16 protein-coding genes are annotated in these 19496 nt (G+C 57.5%); 7 read left to right on the top strand and 9 right to left on the bottom strand.

From position 1 onward, the window contains the following. Nucleotides 1-134 precede the first annotated feature (134 nt). Together gdhA and HOP44_RS14785 are read right to left on the bottom strand one after the other, a co-directional pair. Nucleotides 135-1511 carry an NADP-specific glutamate dehydrogenase gene (gdhA, locus tag HOP44_RS14780; RefSeq protein ID WP_172254625.1) on the bottom strand — a complete coding sequence of 459 codons (1377 nt, stop codon included), beginning with the start codon at nucleotides 1509-1511 and terminating at the stop codon, nucleotides 135-137. Nucleotides 1512-1771: 260 nt separating this feature from the next. Further along, complete coding sequence (locus HOP44_RS14785) at nucleotides 1772-2758, bottom strand: diaminopimelate dehydrogenase (protein WP_172254627.1); 987 nt, start codon at nucleotides 2756-2758, stop codon at nucleotides 1772-1774. 307 nt (nucleotides 2759-3065) lie between these two features. On the opposite strand from HOP44_RS14785, the gene HOP44_RS14790 reads away from it, so the two are divergent. The 6 genes from HOP44_RS14790 to HOP44_RS14815 all read left to right on the top strand — a co-directional run bounded on the left by HOP44_RS14790 (nucleotide 3066) and on the right by HOP44_RS14815 (nucleotide 9802). Continuing rightward, entirely contained in the window at nucleotides 3066-3773 is a 708-nt protein-coding gene (locus HOP44_RS14790; RefSeq protein ID WP_172195272.1) for a winged helix-turn-helix domain-containing protein, read from the top strand. Further along, a complete protein-coding gene (locus HOP44_RS14795) occupies nucleotides 3770-5236 on the top strand; it encodes a sensor histidine kinase (RefSeq protein ID WP_172254629.1) in 1467 nt (488 codons plus the stop codon). The genes HOP44_RS14790 and HOP44_RS14795 overlap by 4 nt, the downstream gene beginning before the upstream one ends. Further along, nucleotides 5233-6159 (top strand): PepSY domain-containing protein, encoded by a 927-nt coding sequence (locus HOP44_RS14800; protein WP_181286075.1) that lies wholly within the window; start codon nucleotides 5233-5235, stop codon nucleotides 6157-6159. Before HOP44_RS14795 ends, HOP44_RS14800 begins: the two co-directional genes overlap by 4 nt. 189 nt (nucleotides 6160-6348) lie before the next feature. Then, nucleotides 6349-7026 (top strand): PepSY domain-containing protein, encoded by a 678-nt coding sequence (locus tag HOP44_RS14805; protein ID WP_172254631.1) that lies wholly within the window; start codon nucleotides 6349-6351, stop codon nucleotides 7024-7026. Nucleotides 7027-7282: 256 nt separating this feature from the next. Further along, on the top strand, nucleotides 7283-8581 hold the full coding sequence (locus HOP44_RS14810; protein WP_181286076.1) for a DUF5050 domain-containing protein: 1299 nt from the start codon (nucleotides 7283-7285) through the stop codon (nucleotides 8579-8581). A gap of 246 nt (nucleotides 8582-8827) precedes the next feature. Further along, complete coding sequence (locus tag HOP44_RS14815; protein ID WP_172254633.1) at nucleotides 8828-9802, top strand: DUF418 domain-containing protein; 975 nt, start codon at nucleotides 8828-8830, stop codon at nucleotides 9800-9802. A 123-nt stretch (nucleotides 9803-9925) separates the two neighbouring features. Here HOP44_RS14815 and HOP44_RS14820 read toward each other — a convergent pair whose 3' ends face one another. Beyond that, a complete protein-coding gene (locus HOP44_RS14820) occupies nucleotides 9926-10594 on the bottom strand; it encodes an S-layer homology domain-containing protein (protein ID WP_172254635.1) in 669 nt (222 codons plus the stop codon). Nucleotides 10595-10776: 182 nt separating this feature from the next. Here HOP44_RS14820 and HOP44_RS14825 point away from each other — a divergent pair, with 182 nt between their 5' ends. Continuing rightward, nucleotides 10777-11472, top strand: a complete 696-nt coding sequence (locus HOP44_RS14825) for an MgtC/SapB family protein (RefSeq protein ID WP_246369831.1) — start codon at nucleotides 10777-10779, stop codon at nucleotides 11470-11472. Nucleotides 11473-11496: 24 nt separating this feature from the next. On the opposite strand, the gene HOP44_RS14830 is transcribed toward HOP44_RS14825, so the two are convergent. The 6 genes from HOP44_RS14830 to HOP44_RS14855 form a co-directional block, all read right to left on the bottom strand. Further along, nucleotides 11497-12570, bottom strand: coding sequence for a hypothetical protein (locus HOP44_RS14830; RefSeq protein ID WP_172254637.1), 1074 nt, complete (start codon nucleotides 12568-12570; stop codon nucleotides 11497-11499). 6 nt (nucleotides 12571-12576) lie between these two features. After that, nucleotides 12577-14397 (bottom strand): HSP90 family protein, encoded by a 1821-nt coding sequence (locus HOP44_RS14835; protein ID WP_172254639.1) that lies wholly within the window; start codon nucleotides 14395-14397, stop codon nucleotides 12577-12579. Nucleotides 14398-14576: 179 nt separating this feature from the next. After that, the gene (locus HOP44_RS14840; RefSeq protein WP_172254641.1) at nucleotides 14577-15878 is read right to left on the bottom strand and encodes a pyrimidine-nucleoside phosphorylase; all 1302 of its coding nucleotides are present in this window, start codon (nucleotides 15876-15878) and stop codon (nucleotides 14577-14579) included. Between the two features lie 76 nt (nucleotides 15879-15954). Further along, a complete protein-coding gene (gene deoD, locus HOP44_RS14845) occupies nucleotides 15955-16662 on the bottom strand; it encodes a purine-nucleoside phosphorylase (protein ID WP_172254643.1) in 708 nt (235 codons plus the stop codon). Between the two features lie 192 nt (nucleotides 16663-16854). Further along, entirely contained in the window at nucleotides 16855-18036 is a 1182-nt protein-coding gene (gene deoB / locus HOP44_RS14850; protein WP_172254645.1) for a phosphopentomutase, read from the bottom strand. Nucleotides 18037-18079: 43 nt separating this feature from the next. Continuing rightward, nucleotides 18080-19282: a NupC/NupG family nucleoside CNT transporter gene (locus HOP44_RS14855; protein WP_172254647.1), complete on the bottom strand. Its 1203-nt coding sequence runs from the start codon at nucleotides 19280-19282 to the stop codon at nucleotides 18080-18082. Nucleotides 19283-19496 lie beyond the last annotated feature (214 nt).

A 19496-nucleotide genomic window follows, 5' to 3' on the forward strand; every position in this document is an offset into this window, starting at 1 on the left:
TGAAATCGCAGGCCGGAAACGAACGTCAAAAAGAGCGAAACCGATCGCGATCGGTTTCGCTCTTTTTGGGTTGTAACAGACGTTCGTTCAATCCGGGCTGCCGATTCGGCCGCCCGCTTGGAAGAATCGGCGGATTAAACGACGCCCTGCGCAATCATGGCATCGGCGACTTTCAGGAACCCGGCAATATTGGCGCCGACGACCAGATTGCCCGGATGGCCGTATTCTTCGGCTTCCTGCCGGCAGTCGGCATGGATGCGTTTCATGATCCGCTGCAGCTGGGTATCGACTTCTTCGAAGCTCCACGAGACCCGGGCGCTGTTCTGCGCCATTTCCAGCGCCGATACGGCGACGCCGCCGGCATTGGCCGCTTTGGCCGGACCGAACAGCACGCCGGCTTCGAGGAAGCGCTCGATAGCCGCAAGCGTCGAAGGCATATTGGCGCCTTCTCCGACCGCTTTGACGCCGCCTTGAATCAGCAGTTCGGCTGCCGCCGCATCGATTTCATTTTGCGTGGCGCACGGCAGGGCAATCTCGCACGGCAGGCTCCAGATGCCTTCGCATCCTTCCGTGTAGACGGCATGCGGGTGCTCCGAGATATATTCGGAGATACGTCCCCGTCCCGCTTCCTTGATCCGTTTGACCGCGGCCAGGTCGATGCCTTCGGGATCATGGATATAGCCGGAAGAGTCGCTGCACGCGATCACGGCAGCTCCGAGCGCCTGCGCTTTTTCGATAGCATAGATAGACACGTTCCCGGAGCCCGATACCACCACGCGGCTGCCGTCGAAGTCGAGTCCGGCGCTCTGCAGCATTTCCTGCACGAAGTAAACGCAGCCGTAACCGGTTGCTTCGGTGCGGGCCAGGCTGCCGCCGTACAGCGGATTCTTGCCGGTCAGTACGCCCGCTTCGCTGGCTCCGCGAATCCGTTTGTACTGGCCGTACATATAGCCGATTTCGCGTGCTCCCACTCCGATATCGCCGGCCGGCACATCGGTATCGGGACCGATATGGCGGTACAGTTCGGTCATGAAGCTTTGGGTAAAACGCATGACTTCCATATCGGATTTACCTTTGGGATCGAAGTCGGAGCCGCCTTTGCCGCCGCCGATCGGCTGCCCGGTCAGCGAGTTTTTGAGTACCTGCTCGAAGCCGAGGAATTTGATGATGCTCGCGTTTACCGAAGGGTGAAACCGCAGGCCGCCTTTGTAAGGACCGATCGCACTGTTGAACTGGACCCGGAAACCGCGGTTGACCTGTACGCGCCCGGAATCGTCGACCCAGGGTACCCGGAACGAAATAAGCCGCTCGGGTTCGGAAAGGCGCTCCAGCAGTCCGTGTTCGCGATAGCGGGGATGCTTGGCGAATACGGGAACGAGCGAGTCGAAAATTTCGCGCACGGCTTGATGAAACTCGTCTTCGTAAGGGTTGCGCCGGACGACAGTATCAAATACATGTTCGACGTAAGCTTTTGCTTCCGTGTAGGCGGTTTCGTTATAAGTTTCGATCATAAAAGGCACGCTCCTTTTCGAATGAGAGGTCGCTCCGATCCGAAATCGATATCGGCAGCGATCGGACAGCAAGATTCGCTTCTTCGGTACACCAAGGACAAGCGTTAATCGAATAAAGAACAGAGGCGAAAAGCACCGTCAAACGGCTGAAGATCCGGATGACGGCCGGGAGAACGAACTACAACAATTCACTTCGCAGCTTCCGCAAAGTAAATTGGACTACAACAATTCACTTCGCAGCTTCCGCAAAGTAAATTGGACTACAACAATTCACTTCGCAGTTGAGCTGCGGATTTCGGGGACAAGTGGCCGAGCGGGATATCGAATACGGTGCGGGCGCCGCTCTGGCCTTCGGCGGCCAGACGGTAAGCGGCCCGGGCATAGGCGACGAGGACGCTGGCGGTGAATTCCGGGTTGCTTTCGAGTTCCAGTCCGAACTCGATCCGCTGCTTCGTTCCGGTTCCGGTGACGCCGCTGCGCATGACGAAGCCGCCGTGCGGCATACCGGAGTGTTCGCGTTCCAATTCGTCCATCGTGATGAACGTGACGCTGGTGTTATAGTCGGCAAAATAGTTCGGCATGGACACGATCGCTTCACGGATGGCATTTTCGTCCGCGCCTTCTTCCGCCACGACATAACAATCGCGCATATGTTTGTCGCGCGTCTTGAGATCCGGCGTTTCGCCCGAACGGATCAGGTCGATCGCCGTTTGGACAGGGACCGTGTACTGGACGCCGGCGCGTACGCCCGGAACCCGGCGGATCGCGTCGGAATGTCCCTGGCTGACGCCTTTGCCCCAAAACGTATATTCTTCGCCTTCCGGCAGGATGGACTGGGCCAGCAGGCGGTTCATGGAGAACAAGCCCGGGTCCCATCCGGTCGAGATGACGCTGAGCTTGCCGCTCAGCAGAGCCGCCGTATTGACCCGGTCGTAGAACTCCGGAATTTTGGCATGGGTATCGAAACTGTCTACCGTATGGAACAGCGCGGCCAGCTGCGGCGTCTGCTCCGGCAGATCCGTAGCGGACCCGCCGCACAGGATCATGACGTCGATCTCTTCTTTATAACGTTCGACGTCCGCCATATGTACGAAACGGACCGATTCTCCCCGCTGCTCCAGCGACTTGGGATCGCGCCGGCTGAATACGGCGGCAAGCTCCATGTCCGGGTTTTGCGCGATGGCGCTGCGTACGCCGCGGCCCAGGTTGCCGTAACCGGCGATACCGATTCTGATTTTCTGCTGCATGAAAGAACCCTCCTTTTTGTAAACGGTTGAATGGAAACGGCCGAATATCGCTTAAGTATAAAAAAAGTTGACACAAAGAGTAAACTGTTAGAGGTCATTTTCAAGTAAAACGCAACCAAAGTCCTAGATATATTGCATAGATTCTGACTCTTCTGGCGGACGGATCCGATTTGGCTTAAACTATGGGACAAGGCGTTTCCAGTCGAAGACCGGAAGCGCCGCCCGAAGAGAAACGAAAGCCGGAGCGGGCGGCCGCGGATTGCAGAGATCGGCGGGATGCGAAGCGACGGAAGAAGGAGGACCGGCTGTGACCGGAACGATACTGATTATTGAAGACGAAGAGAAAATCGCCCGGCTGCTGGAACTGGAGCTCGGTTATGAAGGATATCGGACAGGCCGTGCCGGGTCGGGTTCGGAAGGATTGGACAAATACCGGGAAGGCGGCTGGGATCTGATCCTGTTGGACGTGATGCTGCCGGGTTTCAGCGGGATCGAAGTGCTGAGGCGGATTCGGTCGGCCGATTCGCTGACTCCCGTTATTCTCTTGACCGCAAAAGATTCGGTAGAAGACAAAGTGTCGGGACTCGATCTCGGGGCGAGCGACTATGTGACCAAGCCGTTCCAGATCGAGGAGCTGCTGGCGCGGATCCGTTCGGCCCTGCGAGCCAGCGCGGCCGCCGGTTCGGGCCGCGAAGGATCGGCGCAGCCGGAAGAGTCCCTTACGGCGGGCAGCCTCAGATTAAACGAACAGACAAGAGAAGTCTTCCGCGGCGAACGGCGGATCGAACTGACTCCCCGGGAATTCGATCTGCTCGTCTTCCTGCTGCGCAACCAGCGCCAAGTCTTGAGCCGGGAGCAGATGATCCGCGAGGTGTGGGGATACGATTACGCCGGCGATACGAACGTCGTCGATGTCTATATCCGTTACGTGCGCAAAAAAATCGATGAAGAGGGCCTTCCCGAGCTGATCCATACGGTTCGCGGCGTCGGTTATGTGCTGAAGGAATCCCCATGAGGCTCAAAAGCAAAATCTATCTCTATTCGTCGGTGCTGTTTGCGGCGCTGCTGGCGGCGGCCTGCATCTCGATCTACCTGCTGTTCGAGAAAATGTCGCTGGATGCGGAAAGCCTGCGCTTCGAGATGGAGGCGGAGCTGACCGCCGAGCGAATCAGCGAATCGGCTTCGCGTACCGCGCCGGACGACCTGCTGCGTGCCTATGCGCCGGCCGACGGCATGCTGAGGGTCGTCCAGCCGGACGGGACAAGTCTGGCGCGTCCCGTGACGGCAAGCGAAGATACGCAGCTCAGCGAACGCCTCAGCAGCGAACCTTATGCCTATACGGCTTCGCATGCGGCCGAGCGCCTGAGCAGCGGCGGCAAAGGGTATATCCGGGTCTCCGTACCGGTGATCTGGCCCGACGGCGAAGTGCTGAGCGTTCAGGTCAGCCGCAGCATCGCCGATATCGAAGACCGTTTCGACGTACTGAAGACCGTACTGGTCATTGTGGCGCTGCTGGCCCTGATTCCGGCGGTACTGGCCAGCACCGTGCTGGCGAACCGGATTGTCAGGCCGATTGCCGCGCTGACCGGCACGATGGGCGATATCCGGCGCAGCGGCCGGTTTCAGCAGATCGAGACGGGGCAGCGCCCCGGCGACGAACTGGCGGAGATGGGACGAACATTCAATGAAATGATCGGACTGCTGGAAGGGAACTTTGCGCGGCAGGAGCGTTTTGTCTCCGACGCTTCGCATGAGCTGAAGACGCCGCTAACCATTATCGAGAGCTACGCGAGCCTGTTGAAACGCAGAGGCAAAGACAGGCCCGAAGTGTTCGACGAAGCGGTCGATGCCATCTTGTCCGAGTCCGTGCGGATGCGCGAGTTGACCGAGCGCCTGCTGCAGTTGGCCCGAAGCCCGGAAGCCGACCGGCTTGAGATCGCCGATACCGATCTGTCGGAATCGGCCGGAGAGTCGGCGCGGGCGTTCATGCGCGCTTACGGACGGGAGATCGAAGTGGAGGCGCCTCGGCCGGTCTTCGTCCGGACCGATGCGGCCAAGGTGCGGCAGCTGCTCTTCATACTGCTGGATAACGCGCGGAAATACAGCGAAGACCGGATTACGCTGACCGTGACCGGAGGCGAGGATAAGCCCGCCGAATTGAAAGTGGTCGACCGGGGAATCGGGATTTCCGAAGAAGAGCTGCCGAAAGTGTTCGACCGTTTCTATCGGGTGGATACTTCCCGGACCCGCAGTACCGGCGCCGGAGGTTCGGGTCTTGGCCTGTCTTTGGCCCAGGATCTGGCCCAGGCTCTCGGGATCCGGATCGCGATGAAGAGCGAAGTCGGGGAAGGAACGGCGGTTACGCTGCATTTTCCGGCCGGAGAAACCGGCGACCGGGGAGGAGAGCGTTTTAGGCGCGATATTCTTCCGGCGCGCGGGCGGCGGTCCAGAAGCGAGGAAGGAGGGGAATCGCCATGAAACGAAGAACGGCATGGGCGGCAGCATTCCTGCTGGCGCTCGCTGTGGCCGGCGGGCTGCTGGTCTGGAGCCCCTGGAGTTCGGCAGAGCCTTCGCTTACGCGGACGGAAGCCGAGAAGAAGCTGCTCAAACTGTACTCGGGCCGGATCGAGTCGGCCCGCCAAACCGGAGAGTTGTACGAAATGCAGCTTCGGACCGAAGCGGGACTGTATACCGTCAAGCTGTACGCGGCGGACGGCCGGGTCGAGTCGATCCGGCGGCTTGAAGCGGCGGCGGCTCCGCCGCGCGAAATCATAAGCCGGAGCGAGATCAAGGCCCGGCTTGAGCGGCAGGCGGGTGTCCGGGTCGAGCGGCTTGAACTGGAAAAGGGCAGCGGGGAATCGCGTCTGTATGCGGCGGAACTGACCGAAGCTTCGGGCGAACGCCGCGGACTTACGATCGACGCGTATACCGGAGAAACGCTGACGGATGCGCCGCTGCCCGGCAGCGGCGCATCCGCGGGCGGACAGGTGCCGGACGAAGATCCGTCGCCGCCGCAGGAACCCGGTGACGGCATTCCGTCTTCCGGGGGAAGCCCCGCTTCGCCTGACGATCCCGGAGGCGCAAATGCCCGGCTGCTGAGCGAGCGGCAGGCCAAAGCCGCGGCTGCCGCCGCGCTTGGCGTCGAATCCGGTGCCGTGGAAGACAGCGACGCCGAACTGCGCAGCGAAGAAGACGGGCAGGCATATTATCTGGTCGACGTCGAATTGAAGACCGGCCGCCAAGCCGAGGTGCAGATCAACGCCGTATCCGGAGCGATGCAGACGATTACCTGGGACGAAGAGGAGGACAGCGATTCCGACCCGCCGTCTTCCGGACAGGAAGATTCTCCGAATCCGGACGATGACTCGGATCCAGACGAGAGCAGCGACGAGGATACGTAACAGGCCCAAGAACGTTTGGCCGCATCCATCCAAGACCGTTTCCGGGGAGACTTCGGGAACGGTCTTTTTTCTCACCGAATTCTAATGAAGCTCTCCCCTCCTTCTCAGACAGGAGCGTTAATCTAAGAGTGCGGCAGGGAACAGAAACAAGTCCTGCAAATTAGAGAAGAGAAAGAGGAGGAGATTGATATGGTAAAACGCAAAATGATGATCGGAGCGGTAGCGGCGGCATTGACACTCGGAGGAACGGCGGCGCTGGCAAGCGGAGCGGGAACGGGAGCCGCTTCCACGCAGACAGGTGCGGCAGCCGTATCGGATTCCAAGACGATGATTTCCAAAACCCAAGCGAAAGAAATCGCGCTCAAAGCCCAAAAAGGAACGGTAGACGATATTGAACTCGAGACGCGCGCAGGCAAAACCTACTATGAAGTCGATATCGACCGCACATCGGGAGATGTGGATGTTTGGGTCGACGCTTACAGCGGCTCGGTACTCAAAGTCGTGGAAGACGACGATCTAAACGATAACGACGATGATCGCACAGGCGGTGCTTCGAATACGGGAGCCGCTGTCGCAGATGTCAAATATACGGCGGAGCAGGCCGCTTCCACGGCCGTGAAGCATGTCGGCGGAGGCAAAGTGACGGACAACGACCTGGATGAAGAGGACGGCCGTTATGTGTACGAGATCGATATTCGGACTGCGACGGGCGAAGCCGATGTGACCGTGGATGCCCAAACAGGCAAAGTGCTGTCAAGCGATATCGACAGCGACGATGACGATAACGATAAGGATGACAACGATCGCGACAATGACGACGATAACGACAATGACGACGATAACGACAGCGATGACGACGACAACTGAGTGATCGGAAACGTCTGAAGAAGCGGGGCAGCCCGCTTCTTTTTTGCTGCGTTCGCAAGACCAGGCAGCCCGGCAGACTCACAATAAGTGGATAGAAAGTCGTGTTTTCAAAATCCACCATCTATTTCCTGTTCTTTTGAAATGCTGTTATGGTAGCCTGTTAAAGCCCGTGTCGATAGACGGGTACCGGACAGAACCGAGCGTGTGCCGCCCGGTTCTGTCCGGTTTATCAGCAGACGAAAGAGGGAAAACGAACATGCAAATCGGATGGAAATGGATGAAAAGATTGACGTTATCGGGGATGGCCGCGGCACTGATCGCAGCCGGAACAGCCGTACCTTCGACAGATGCGGCAGCACCGCGGCAGGCGGACGTGTATTACGTATCGGACGGAGACTTGTACCGGGTGGCGACGGACAGCGGCGTTTCGCAGCAGCTGCGCCGGAATTTCGACGGGACCGAGCTCAAGCCGGCCGGAGACTATATGTACTATCTGTACGACGACACGTCGACGACGCTGCTTCGTCTGTCGCTGACGGATTCGGTCGCCAAAGCTTCGAGTTTCAGCAAAGACAAGCGCGTGGTCCACTTCGATACCGAAGGCAATACGGTCTACGCGATGGACGATAAAGGAGTGCTGTACGCCGCGCCGGCCAATGCCGGCAAACTGACCGACGGCGTCCAAATCACGGGAATGGCCGATCCTGATTTTCCGGCTTTTAAAGTGGTCGGAGACCGGATCTACTATAATGCGCTCAAAGATGGCCGAACAACCTGGGTCGCTTCCCAAAAAACGGACGGTACAGGCAGCGTGCAGTGGATTGCCAAAGGCGCTCTGGACAATGCCTATTACGCCCGGACCGACAGCAAACGCCTCTATCTGATGATCAACACCGACCCGCAGGAGTCCCAGTATTCGACCGACTGCATGGTGCTGTACTCGCTGCCCCTGCAGGGCGGAGCGGCCAAAGCGCTGAATGCCAAGTCGCCGCTTGACGCGAATGCGGTATACTCGGGAGCTTGGGCAAACGGCTATTACGCTTTCAACAAAGGGATTCGCCTAGGCGGAGACGGAGATTTCGACTATGCCAAAGGGCAGGGTTATGTCATCAGCGGCACGACAGGCAAAGTAATCAAGCTGCATACCGGCAGCGTACACGAGATTGCCAATGTCGGAAGCAGCAGCCTGGCGTTCAACGATGCCAAAGGCATTGCGTACGCCGCGACGATCGTGAACGGAAAAGTAACCAAAACCAAAAAACTTTCCGTAGGCAGCGTCGGCTATATCCGCAATCTGACGAACCAGGGCGTCGTGCGCTCGACAGTCGTGTTCGCCCAGAGCGGCGCCTATGTGCTGAACCCGGCGACGCTCGCTCTCAAGAAAATGACCGGTGTCGAATGGGATCTGTGCCAGTACGAAGACGACGTGGAAGGCATCTTCTATGTGAACGCGGCGGACGGAGGACGTCTGTACCGGATGAACGAGAACGGAACGAAAAGCGTCAAATTGACGGACGAGAAAGTATCGCGCATCGTTCTGATCGACAAAAAATAACAGTTTGAACGGATTGCGATTCCGGGAATCGGATTCGGCAGGTCAAAGGGAGGTTCCGCAGCTGCGGAATCTCCCTTTTTGCCATTTGCCGCGAACGTAAGGCGATGGAGAGCGAACACCGCCTTACGCGTGCAGTAAGCAGGCGTTAAGACAAATCGATGGCCCGCTGCATGAATAAGACTTACTCTGGGAAAAACGCCGATATCGAAACGATACCCGGGTATAAGCTTGGACAGAGGAGAAATCATGAAAAGAATCGAATCGATCGACATACTGAGAGGGTTTGCGCTGCTGGGCATTTTGTTCATCAATATGCAGCAGATGCTGCTTCCCGTTACGGATATTGAGGCAAGAGCGGCAGACCGGATCCTTTTCAATGGGTTCGAATATGGAATCAGCCACCGTTTTTTTGTTATTTTTTCTTTTTTGTTCGGAGCGGGATTTTATCTGTTTATGAAAAACGCCGAAGGAAGAGGGGAGAAGGCTTCGCTGCTTTTTGTACGCCGACTGCTGATTTTGCTGGCGATCGGGATCGGACATCATCTGTTTCAGCCGGGCGAGGTGCTGGTGTATTACGCGGTGCTCGGGTTTCTGCTGATGCCGTTTCGGCGGGCTAATGCTTGGATTCTGCTGGCTGCAGGTCTCGTTATGACCGGACTTGGCGTGTATTTGGGATCGATCTTCATGACCTATGGCATGTTTCTGCTGGGGTACGGCGCGGCAAGGATCGGACTGTTCGAGCCGGGCGCATACAGGGGAGGATTGCTCGCAGCCCAGCTGATTTCGCTGCTGCTGATCTATCCGTGTGCGCTGCTTCAGCGCACCGTGATGGATTCGACCGGATTCTACGATACGGCCAGCGCGATCGGCGGACTGCCGCTCAGCGTCTTCTATGTAACGACGATTCTGCTGCTGTGCGGCTCGCCTTCCGTTCGCCGCCGTTTGGGACCGCTTGGGAATATGGGACGGATGGCGCTGACGAACTATCTGATGCAGACGGCGGTCATCGTCTCGCTGTCCGCGCTGCTTGGTTGGGAAGGGACGATCGGACTGCCGCTGTTGAGCGCAGCTGCGGTTGTATTGTTGGCCGCACAGGCTCTGCTCAGTACACTCTGGCTGCGCCGGTTTACCATGGGACCGTGCGAATACCTGTGGCGGCTCGGCACGTACGGGAGAAGGTCCGCCAAGCCGTTCCGCCGGCCGGTGCGCGAAGCGGCATAAGCGCCCTGTTTGCCTATGGGGTCGACAACGTTCCGTCCTATCCGTTTGATCCGGCGAAGCAGACACCAAAAAGCGTCTCCTCCAGGGAGACGCTTTTTGGTAGGGTAGCCGGTGCGCGGACGATTATTCGGCTTCGATCAGGCTCGCCGAGAGCGCCGCTCCGTACAGAATATCCGCGGCGGCGGCACGGGTCAGAGGTTCGTTGGGGCGGATGCGTCCATCGGCATCAAGTTCCAGCATATCGAAAACGAGCGCCTGCTGCATCAGGCCGCTGCGGCCTTCCGGAATGGCGGCTTCGTCTTGGATCTCTACCGGGCTCAGGCGAAATACCGGCAAAGCGGCCTGCTGGTGACCTGCCAGAATCAAGAGGGAAGCAAACGAGGAACGGGTAGCCGGGGCATTCGGATCCAAGTCTTTCGGCAGATCGAGATCGCTGTGGGCCGCAATGATCAGCGTACCCGCATACCACGCCTTGTCGCTTGCTTTGGCGAAATAATCGGAAGCTTCGGGTTTGCGGATAAATTGAATATCGTCCATATTCAATTTGAATGTGTCTACGGCAAGGCGGATCGCCTGGGCGTTGGTCAGGGGATCCTGCGGGTTGAACCTTCCGTCCGGCGAACCGTTCAGCAGTCCTGCTTCGCGCAGAGTCAAGATCCGCGAAGCTTCCGGAATTCCTTGCAGGTCTCCAAAAGGCGCAGCCGCGTACGCCTGTCCGCCGGCCAGGGCTGCAAACAAGACAACCGCAGCGGCCGGAAGAGCCCATTTGCTTTTTGCAGGCTTCTTTTTCACCGGTTATTTCCTCCTTTAATCTCTCATGGATGCCTTCCAGACGGGGAAAGCGGAACAAATGTTGCGTCAATTGTAAAAAAAGCGGAGCAATTGTGTAAACTCGGGGTAAAAAATAGCAGGCGTTCGTGAAATGCCGAATCAGAAGGATTCGCGTAAGGTTTGAATCGGAGAGGAGTCGGGCAATGGGATATTTCAATATGATCGATCTGCCGATGGAATTGGAGCATCTGCTCCGTATTCTGATCGCCGGCATGTGCGGAGCTTTGATCGGATACGAACGAAAAAGCAGACGCAAAGAAGCCGGAACGCGGACCCACTTCATTGTCGCGGTCGGTTCGGCGCTGATTATGGTCATTTCCAAATACGGATTTATGGATCTGGAAGGACGGGACGGCGTGCAGATCGACCCGACCAAAGTCGCTTCGGAGATTGTCAGCGGTATCGGATTCCTGGGCGCGGGCATGATCTTCATGCGCAAGTATACGATCAACGGGCTGACTACGGCCGCAGGCATGTGGGCAACGGCGGGTGTCGGCATGGCAATGGGCGCGGGTCTGTATATCTTGGGCATTATCGCGACCCTGCTGATCTATCTGACACAGATCATGATGCACGGCAGCTTCAAAGGCCGCTTCGTCGCGTCCACGCACCGGCTGATCGTCACGGTCCGGCAGGAACAGGGAGCCTCCGAACAATTCAGGAAACGGATCGAAGAACGCGGACTGACGGTGATCGATTTCAAAGCGGGCGGCAAAGACCAAGAAAAGAAACAGCTGATTCTGGATATGGTCGTCCGGATGCCCAAAGGCATGACCGCAGACCGATTGATGCCGCTGCTGGAAGAGAAAGAAGAGATTCTGGGGATCGAATTCAAATAAAAAGCCAAAAAAAGAGAGGGGCATTCAGCCCCTCTCTTTTAACAGTTGTTCGGCAAACCTATGATAGTAATCGTTGCCGTTGCGGGTATCGAGAGCGGAAGCGGTGGCGAAGGCTTCTTCCTCCAGCTTCGTACGAAGTTCTTCCGGCTTGCCCGCCAGCTCGTAGAACTTCGAGGAAGGCGGAAGATTCAGCACAAACGCTTCTTGGGTCCGGTTCAATTTGCGCAGCAGCGCGGCGGCATTGAGCAGGAACATCATTCGGCTCAGCGGATCTTCATGCGATTCGACCTGCGGCAGATGCCGTTCCAGGATCGGCAGGGCACGATGCGGATCGACAACCGACAAATAGCCGATATGTTCGCCGAACTCCTCGACAAAGCTCAGATTATCCCGGATCATCCGGTAGCTCTTCGGCTGCATGGCTTTGGCTTCGTCCCCGCGCCCCAGACGGTGAAGGGGAAGCAGCAGATAAGGCAGCGTGACATGCGGAATATGCGCGCAGCGCTGGAGCCCTTCGATGATCGGTTTGGCTTTTTTGATAGCGGCTTCGTCCTTGCCGGTCCGCAGCAGGTAGCGGACCTGTTCGTCCAGCTCGCAGGCGGAGCAGTCGCTCATCTCGTCTTTTTTCAGTTTGCGGAACGCTTTGAGCGCTTCGCCCGCTTGGTCGAGATCGCCCATGTACATGGACAGACGGAAACGATAATACCAATACGTCCGCTCACTGACTCCGTAAGACTCATAGCGGCTGCGCAGATCCTGAAGCAGCGATTCGATCTGTTCGGCCGGTACATCCGGGAATGAAGGCACATCGTCGATGACCCATTTGTAATTCCAATACAGCGTTCTGGCGTCGAAACGGTCCGGATTGCGGTCGTACTGGCCGAGCTGCCAGGAGTAGGCGACGATCGCTTTCATCGGAAATCCGCCGTAGCTGCCCGCCTCCACGATCGCTTCGCGCGCTTCGTAACCGGAGTCGATGTCTCCCGCCAGGTCGGCAATTTCCGCAGCCCGTTCCAGCAGCGCGATTTTGGTTGCGCTGTAAGGCAGGTCGTAAGCCTGCTCCATCAAATCTTCGAATTCCAGCGTAAAGTCTTCCACCGCGTTCTATTCCCCCTTTTCCGATTCCATGCTCCAGTTGATCAAGGACAAGATGCCTCCGTTGAGCAGGGCCAGCTCCTGGCGGCTCATCGGGTAATGGCCCATCATCAGCGCATTGGCGTACAGCATCTCGATCAGCGTATTCAAGCGCCGGGTCGGAGGGCCGGAGAAGAGCCGTTCCACAACCGCATTGTTCAAATTCAAATACAGAATGGACTGCGTGCTGCCCTGCATCGAATTTCCGAGGCTGCCCAGCACCGAAGCGAACGCCTGCGGGCTTTCTTCGCCGGCCCGTTCGATCGAACGCAGCGTGGCCGCTTCCTCCGGAAGCGTGAACAAAGCGGACAGTTCGTCCGGTTTGAAGCGTTTCAGCATCACACGGCAGCGGAAGCGCTGAAGCGCCAGATCGGCGGCGCGTGCGGCTTCCAGTGTCGAAGCCCGTTCCTCCGTATTCAGATCGGTAAAAGACAGCGAGACATCTTCCGGCAGCAGACGCCGAGTATCGGCTCCGTGCACGATTCGGGGCAGCGCTTCCAGCAGTTGGGCTTCGTAAATGTAGCCGCCGTTGACGACGAGCAGCGACTGGGCCGAGGCGACGTGGCGGAGCTGGCGGTAATGATCCAGCGAAGCCGTGTAGTGCAGGGTACGGCGTTCGTCGAGCAGTTCGCCGAGGGTCTTGTATCCGTATGTACTTTCGAATGGGAGCCAGCGGTAGATCATCCGGTAAAATTCTTCGTCTTCCACAGCCAGGCTTTTCATGGAGAGGGCATGCAGGTCGATAATCCGGCGCAGCCGCTGCCGATCATTATCGCCCATGGCGATCAATTCGGCCCGAATCGACTGTCCCAGCTCGCCGCGTACCCGTTCAAGCTGTTCGTTCTCATAGAAATGTTCACGCGAAGCGGTCGGCTGAAGTTCGTCGGTCCAGACCAGGCATTTGACGAAAAAAGCCCATTCCGGCAAAATATTGTCCGCCTGCTCGGAGATCAGCATCCGTTTCAGATAGACTTTATGCAGACGTTTGGCGCTCAAATTGACGGCATGCGGCAGAATGTAGGCGATACCGCCGGTACGCCCGTTGGCCGTCCGCAGCGGAATGAAATCGCGGAAACGTTCGCCGAGCATATCTTCTCCGAAGCGCAGGACTTCGTCCCGATGGGCGGAAGCCAGCTCCGGGCGTGCGATCCAGGCCGGCGGCTCGGGGTTGATCCGGCGTTCCCGGCCATTCTCGGACAGGCGGATCGGATAAGGCAGCAGGGCGCCGTAATGCAGCAGATCCATCTCTACCGTCTCGGCCTCGAAGTAGAGATCGGTCTCGGGTTTGCAGCGCAGGTAGACTTTGGTTCCGGGAATCAGCGAAGATTCCAGCTTGCGAATCGTATAGGTGCCGTCGGGCCGGCCGCGCCATTCGATAGAGGGGCCTCCTTTGGCCGACTGCGTGAGCATGACGATCTCGTCGCTGACCATGAAGCAGGAGAGCAGCCCAATCCCGAAGCGTCCGATGAACGAGGTTTCGCCGAGCAGCTCCGCTCCGTTTCGTTTGGAAGAATGTCCGATCATGGCCAGGAATTCGTGGACGTCTTCTTCGGTCAGTCCAACCCCGTTATCTTGGATCAGCAGGGTCGAATCTTCGCCGGAGCCGGCCAGTTCGACAAAGACTTCGCCGCGATGCACCGGGTCCAGATCCATCCGTGCGGTAATGGCGTCGGTGGCGTTTTGCAGCAGCTCCCGCAGGAAGACACGAGGACTGCTGTACAAGTGATTCGATAAAATGTCGATCATTCCGCTCAGGTTGACCTGGAAGCGGTACTCTTCGTGATCCGGCATCGTTTGACCTCCTCTTATATGTATAACGGAAAAAAGTCTTGCCTCCATTTTAGCCGTCTTTGTCTCCGTTTCCAAATCCGAATTTCGTTTCGGGATTTTCGGCATGCAAAAAGGCGTCCCGCCTATCCGTTGATAGGGGAGACGCCTTGACGTTTCGGCTCCTAGGCGATTGTAGTCGATTATTCCGTAATCGTACCGTAAATCAGCGTAGGCGCCTGGGCGCTGTCCGCGATAGAGATCGCCGCGAGGATTTTCTCTTTCACGTTGGCCACGTCTTCGCTGTTCGCGTGAATGGTCACGAGCGATTCGCCTTCCTGCACGGCTTCGCCGACTTTTTTGTTCAGCATCAGGCCGACCGCAAGATCGATTTCCGATTCTTTGGTTGCACGGCCCGCACCCAGCCACATGGCGGCTACGCCGATTTCGTCGGCAATGATCTCGGAGACGACACCGCTGCGCGGAGCCGGAACTTCAATCTTGTAGGCGGCCTGCGGCAGACGTTCCGGATGATCCACAACCGAAGCGTCGCCGCCTTGGTTCGCGAGGAAATCGCGGAACTTGTCGAGCGCTTTGCCGTTCGCAATCACTTCGCGCAGCTTATTCTCCGCATCTTCGAGCGAAGAGGCTTTGCCGGCGAGGAAGACCATTTGGCTGCCGAGTGCCATACACAGGTCTTCGAGGTCTTTCGGCCCGTGGCCTTTGAGCGTATCGATCGCTTCCTGCACTTCCAGGGCGTTGCCGATTGCGGCGCCGAGCGGCTGGCTCATGTCGGAAATGACGGCCATCGTTTTGCGGCCGACTTTGTTGCCGATACCCACCATGGCGTGTGCGAGATTATGCGCGTCCGCCTCGGTCTTCATGAATGCGCCTGCGCCGGTCTTGACGTCAAGCACGATCGCGTCCGCGCCGGCTGCGATCTTCTTGCTCATGATCGAGCTTGCGATCATCGGGATCGAATCGACCGTTGCCGTCACGTCGCGCAGCGCATAGAGCTTTTTGTCGGCCGGCGTCAGGTTGCCGCTTTGGCCGATGACGGCGATCTTGTGCTCGTTGACGAGCTTCACGAACTCTTCGTTCGTGATCTCGACGTGAAAGCCGGCTACGGCTTCCAATTTGTCGACCGTACCGCCCGTGTGGCCGAGGCCGCGACCGGACATTTTAGCGACCGGGACGTCAAGCGCCGCAACGAGCGGAGCGAGTACCAGTGTCGTCGTATCGCCGACGCCGCCTGTGGAATGCTTGTCGACCTTGACGCCTTCGATCGCCGACAGGTCGATCGTGTCGCCGGAGTTGACCATCGCCATCGTCAGGTCGGCCCGTTCGCGCTGCGTCATGTCTTTGAAGAAGACCGCCATGGCGAATGCGCTTACTTGATAATCCGGAATATCTCCCTTGGTGTAGCCTTCGATAATGAAGTTGATTTCCTCTGTCGTCAGTTCTTTGCCGTCACGTTTTTTCTCGATCAAGTCTACCATTCTCATCTTTGTCTGCCTCGCTTTCGTAAAATGGATCCGGCCGTATTTCGCGCACTGGGCGAATCCGGCCGGCCGATGTCTATTACAGGGTCAGAGCCGTCTCCAATGCCACTTCCATCATGTCGTTAAACGTCGATTGACGCTCGGCCGACGTTGTTTCTTCGCCGGTCAGCAGATGGTCGCTTACGGTCAGGATGGTCAGGGCGTTCACGCCGAATTTCGCCGCCAGCGAGTACAGCGCCGTCGTTTCCATTTCGACGCCGAGTACGCCGTACTCCATCAGTTTGGTCGTAACCGTCTTGTCGTCGCGATAGAAGATGTCGGAGCTGAGAATGTTGCCGACATGCACATTCAGTCCTTTGTCCACGGCGCGCTCGTACGCTTCTTTCAGCAAACCGAAGCTTGCGATCGGAGCGAAGTCGAAGCCCGGGAACGTATTGCGGTTCATGCTGGAATCCGTACACGCGGCCTGCGCCAGGATAACGTCGCGGACACGTACGCTTTCCTGCATGCCGCCGCAGGTGCCGACACGGATCAGGTTCTTCACGCCGTATTCGCTGATCAGCTCATTGGCGTAGATCGCGAACGACGGGATCCCCATCCCGGAGCCCTGAACGGAAACGCGACGGCCTTTGTATGTGCCGGTAAAACCGAGCATGCCGCGGACCTGGTTGTAGCAGACGACGTCTTCGAGATACGTGTCGGCGATAAATTTGGCTCTCAGCGGATCGCCGGGGAGCAGGATCGTTTCGGCGATGTCGCCGACTTTGGCTTCGATATGAACACTCATTGGGTGAAAACCTCCGTTTATGGTGTGAGGCGCTGCGAATGGGATAGGCCTGCGGACGCTTCGCTTCTCCGGCTCTATCCCATTCTCCGCTGATACGAGGTGTAAAAGCAGGTTTTCGCAGCCGCCTTGCTTTTTTTGATGACAGGAAGATCCTGTTTGTTTCGTTCAGAAAACGTCCGGGACGAAGCGGGCTTACTTCAAATCGCCCAGGAAGCTGGTGCCGTATTCCGGCATCTTGACGCCGAAGTTCTCGGCGACGGTAGCGGCAATGTCGGCAAAAGTGGTGCGCACGGGCAGTTTGGTGCCTCCGCTTGCGAAGCTCGGCGAGTAGGCGAGCAGCGGGACGTATTCGCGTGTATGGTCGGTGCCGCGGTACGTCGGGTCGTTGCCGTGGTCGGCGGTGATGAGCAGCAGATCGTCGCCGGTCATTTTGGCGAAGACTTCCGGCAGACGGGCATCGTATTCTTCGAGCGCCTGCCCGTAACCCTGCGGATCGCGGCGGTGGCCGAACATGGCGTCGAAATCGACGAGGTTCAGGAAGCTGAGTCCGTGGAACGGCTTGCCCATTTCTTCGACCAGCTTGTCCATGCCGTCCATATTGGATACGGTGCGAACGGATTTGGTGACGCCTTCGCCGTCGTAAATATCGGCGATTTTGCCAAGGGCGATCACGTCGAAGCCGCCGTCTTGCAGTTCGTTCATGGTCGTGCGGCCGAAAGGTTTCAGCGCGTAGTCGTGACGGCCGGAGGTACGTTTGAATGCTCCCGGTTCGCCGATGAACGGACGGGCGATGATGCGTCCGAGCATGTAGGGATCTTCAAGCGTGATTTCGCGGCAGAACTCGCAAATTTCATACAGTTCCTTGAGCGGAACGATATCTTCGTGCGCAGCGACCTGGAGAACGGAGTCGGCCGATGTGTAAACGATCAGCGCGCCGGTTTTCATGTGTTCCTCGCCGAGTTCGTCGAGAATCTCCGTGCCGCTGGCCGGTTTGTTGCCGATCACTTTGCGTCCGGTTTTCTTTTCGATCCGCTGAATCAGCTCGTCCGGGAAGCCGTCCGGGAATACGCGGAACGGCGTATCGATATACAGGCCCATGATTTCCCAGTGTCCGGTCATCGTGTCTTTGCCCCGGGAAGCTTCCTGCATTTTGGTGTGGTAGGCGAGAGGGCGGTCCGCTTTGGCTACCCCCTGGACTTCCTCGATGTTGGACAGGCCGAGTTTGGCCATGTTCGGCATGTTCAGTCCGCCCATTTCGCGGGCAATATGGCCGAAAGTGTCGACTCCGAAATCGTCGAACTCCGCGGCATCCGGCGCTTCGCCGATACCGACCGAGTCCATCACGATCAGGTGAATGCGTTTGAATGTAGACATGGTTTATGCTCCTTTCGAAAAATCCTATTTTACACCTTAAGCGTTAAATGAACAATCCGACGATGATGGCCGAGAGCATGCTGACGAGCGTCGCGCCGTACAGCAGTTTGAGTCCGAATCTTGCGACAACGTTACCCTGTTTCTCGTGCAGCCCTTTGACCGCGCCGGCGATGATGCCGATCGAGGAGAAGTTGGCGAACGAGACGAGGAAGACAGATACGATACCGATCGTCCGATCGCTCAGGCTTCCGGCTTCGATCAATGCTTTCAACTCGAACATGGCGGTGAATTCGTTGGTCATCAATTTGGTTGCCATGATGCTGCCGGCGGTAACGGCTTCGTTCCAGGGAATACCCATGACAAAAGCGAACGGCGAGAAGACGTAGCCAAGCATTTCCTGGAACGAGATGCCGAAGATCGCGGCGAAAATGCCGTTCAGCATAGCGATCAGGGCGACGAAACCGATCAGCATGGCGGCCACGACGATCGCAACCTTGAAGCCGTCCATAATGTATTCGCCGAGCATTTCGAAGAACGACTGCTTTTCTTCTTCCTGCACTTCCAGTATATCTTCTTCCGGCGTCACTTTATAAGGATTAATGATCGAAGCGATGATAAATCCGCCGAACAGGTTGAGCACGAGCGCAGTGACGACATATTTGGGCGGAATCAGACCCATATAGGCGCCGACGATCGACATGGAGACCGTGGACATGGCCGATGCGCACAGCGTGTACAGCCGGTGTTTCGGCAGCAGGCCGATCTGTTTTTTGACGGAAATGAACACTTCGGATTGACCGAGAATAGCCGATGCGACGGCGTTGTACGATTCCAGCTTGCCCATGCCGTTGATCTTGCTCAGTACGAGCCCGATGTAGCGGATGATAAACGGAAGAATGCGCAGGTATTGGAGAATACCGATAAGCGCCGAGATGAAGACGATCGGCATCAGGACGTCCAGGAAAAAGACGGTTGCCGGGCCATCCGGGGTCTCGTTCCTTGTCAGGCCGCCGAACACGAAGCCGATACCGGCTTTGGCGTACCCGAGCAGATGCTCGAACGTATTGGAAAATGCGGTAATTAAAGTGGTACCCAGTACGGTGTTGAGCAGCAGGAACGCCAGCAGCGCCTGCAGCACCACCATGACGATCAATGGACGGTAACGAATCTTTTTTCGGCCGTTGCTGGCCACGAAGGCAAGAGCGAATACGACAACCAAACCGAGCAGAGCGATAAGAATATGCATGAGCGGATATCTCCCGGAAGTTATTTGGTAAGCAAAAAAAGCGGCGTTGACGGATAAGCAGGCAGGTGCCGGACTCCGAAAGCAAAAAGCGTACGGCCTCATCGGGCGTGACTTTCTTTATGAGAAGGGAGCGGCTGCCGACGGCGGAAAATGATTGAAGCGGTTACAAAAACAGAGAAGAGGGAAACGAAAGCGAAAAGGTTGGACGTTTCCT

The organism is Saccharibacillus deserti (assembly GCF_013618475.1).
GTDB classification, from domain to species: Bacteria; Bacillota; Bacilli; order Paenibacillales; family Paenibacillaceae; genus Saccharibacillus; species Saccharibacillus deserti.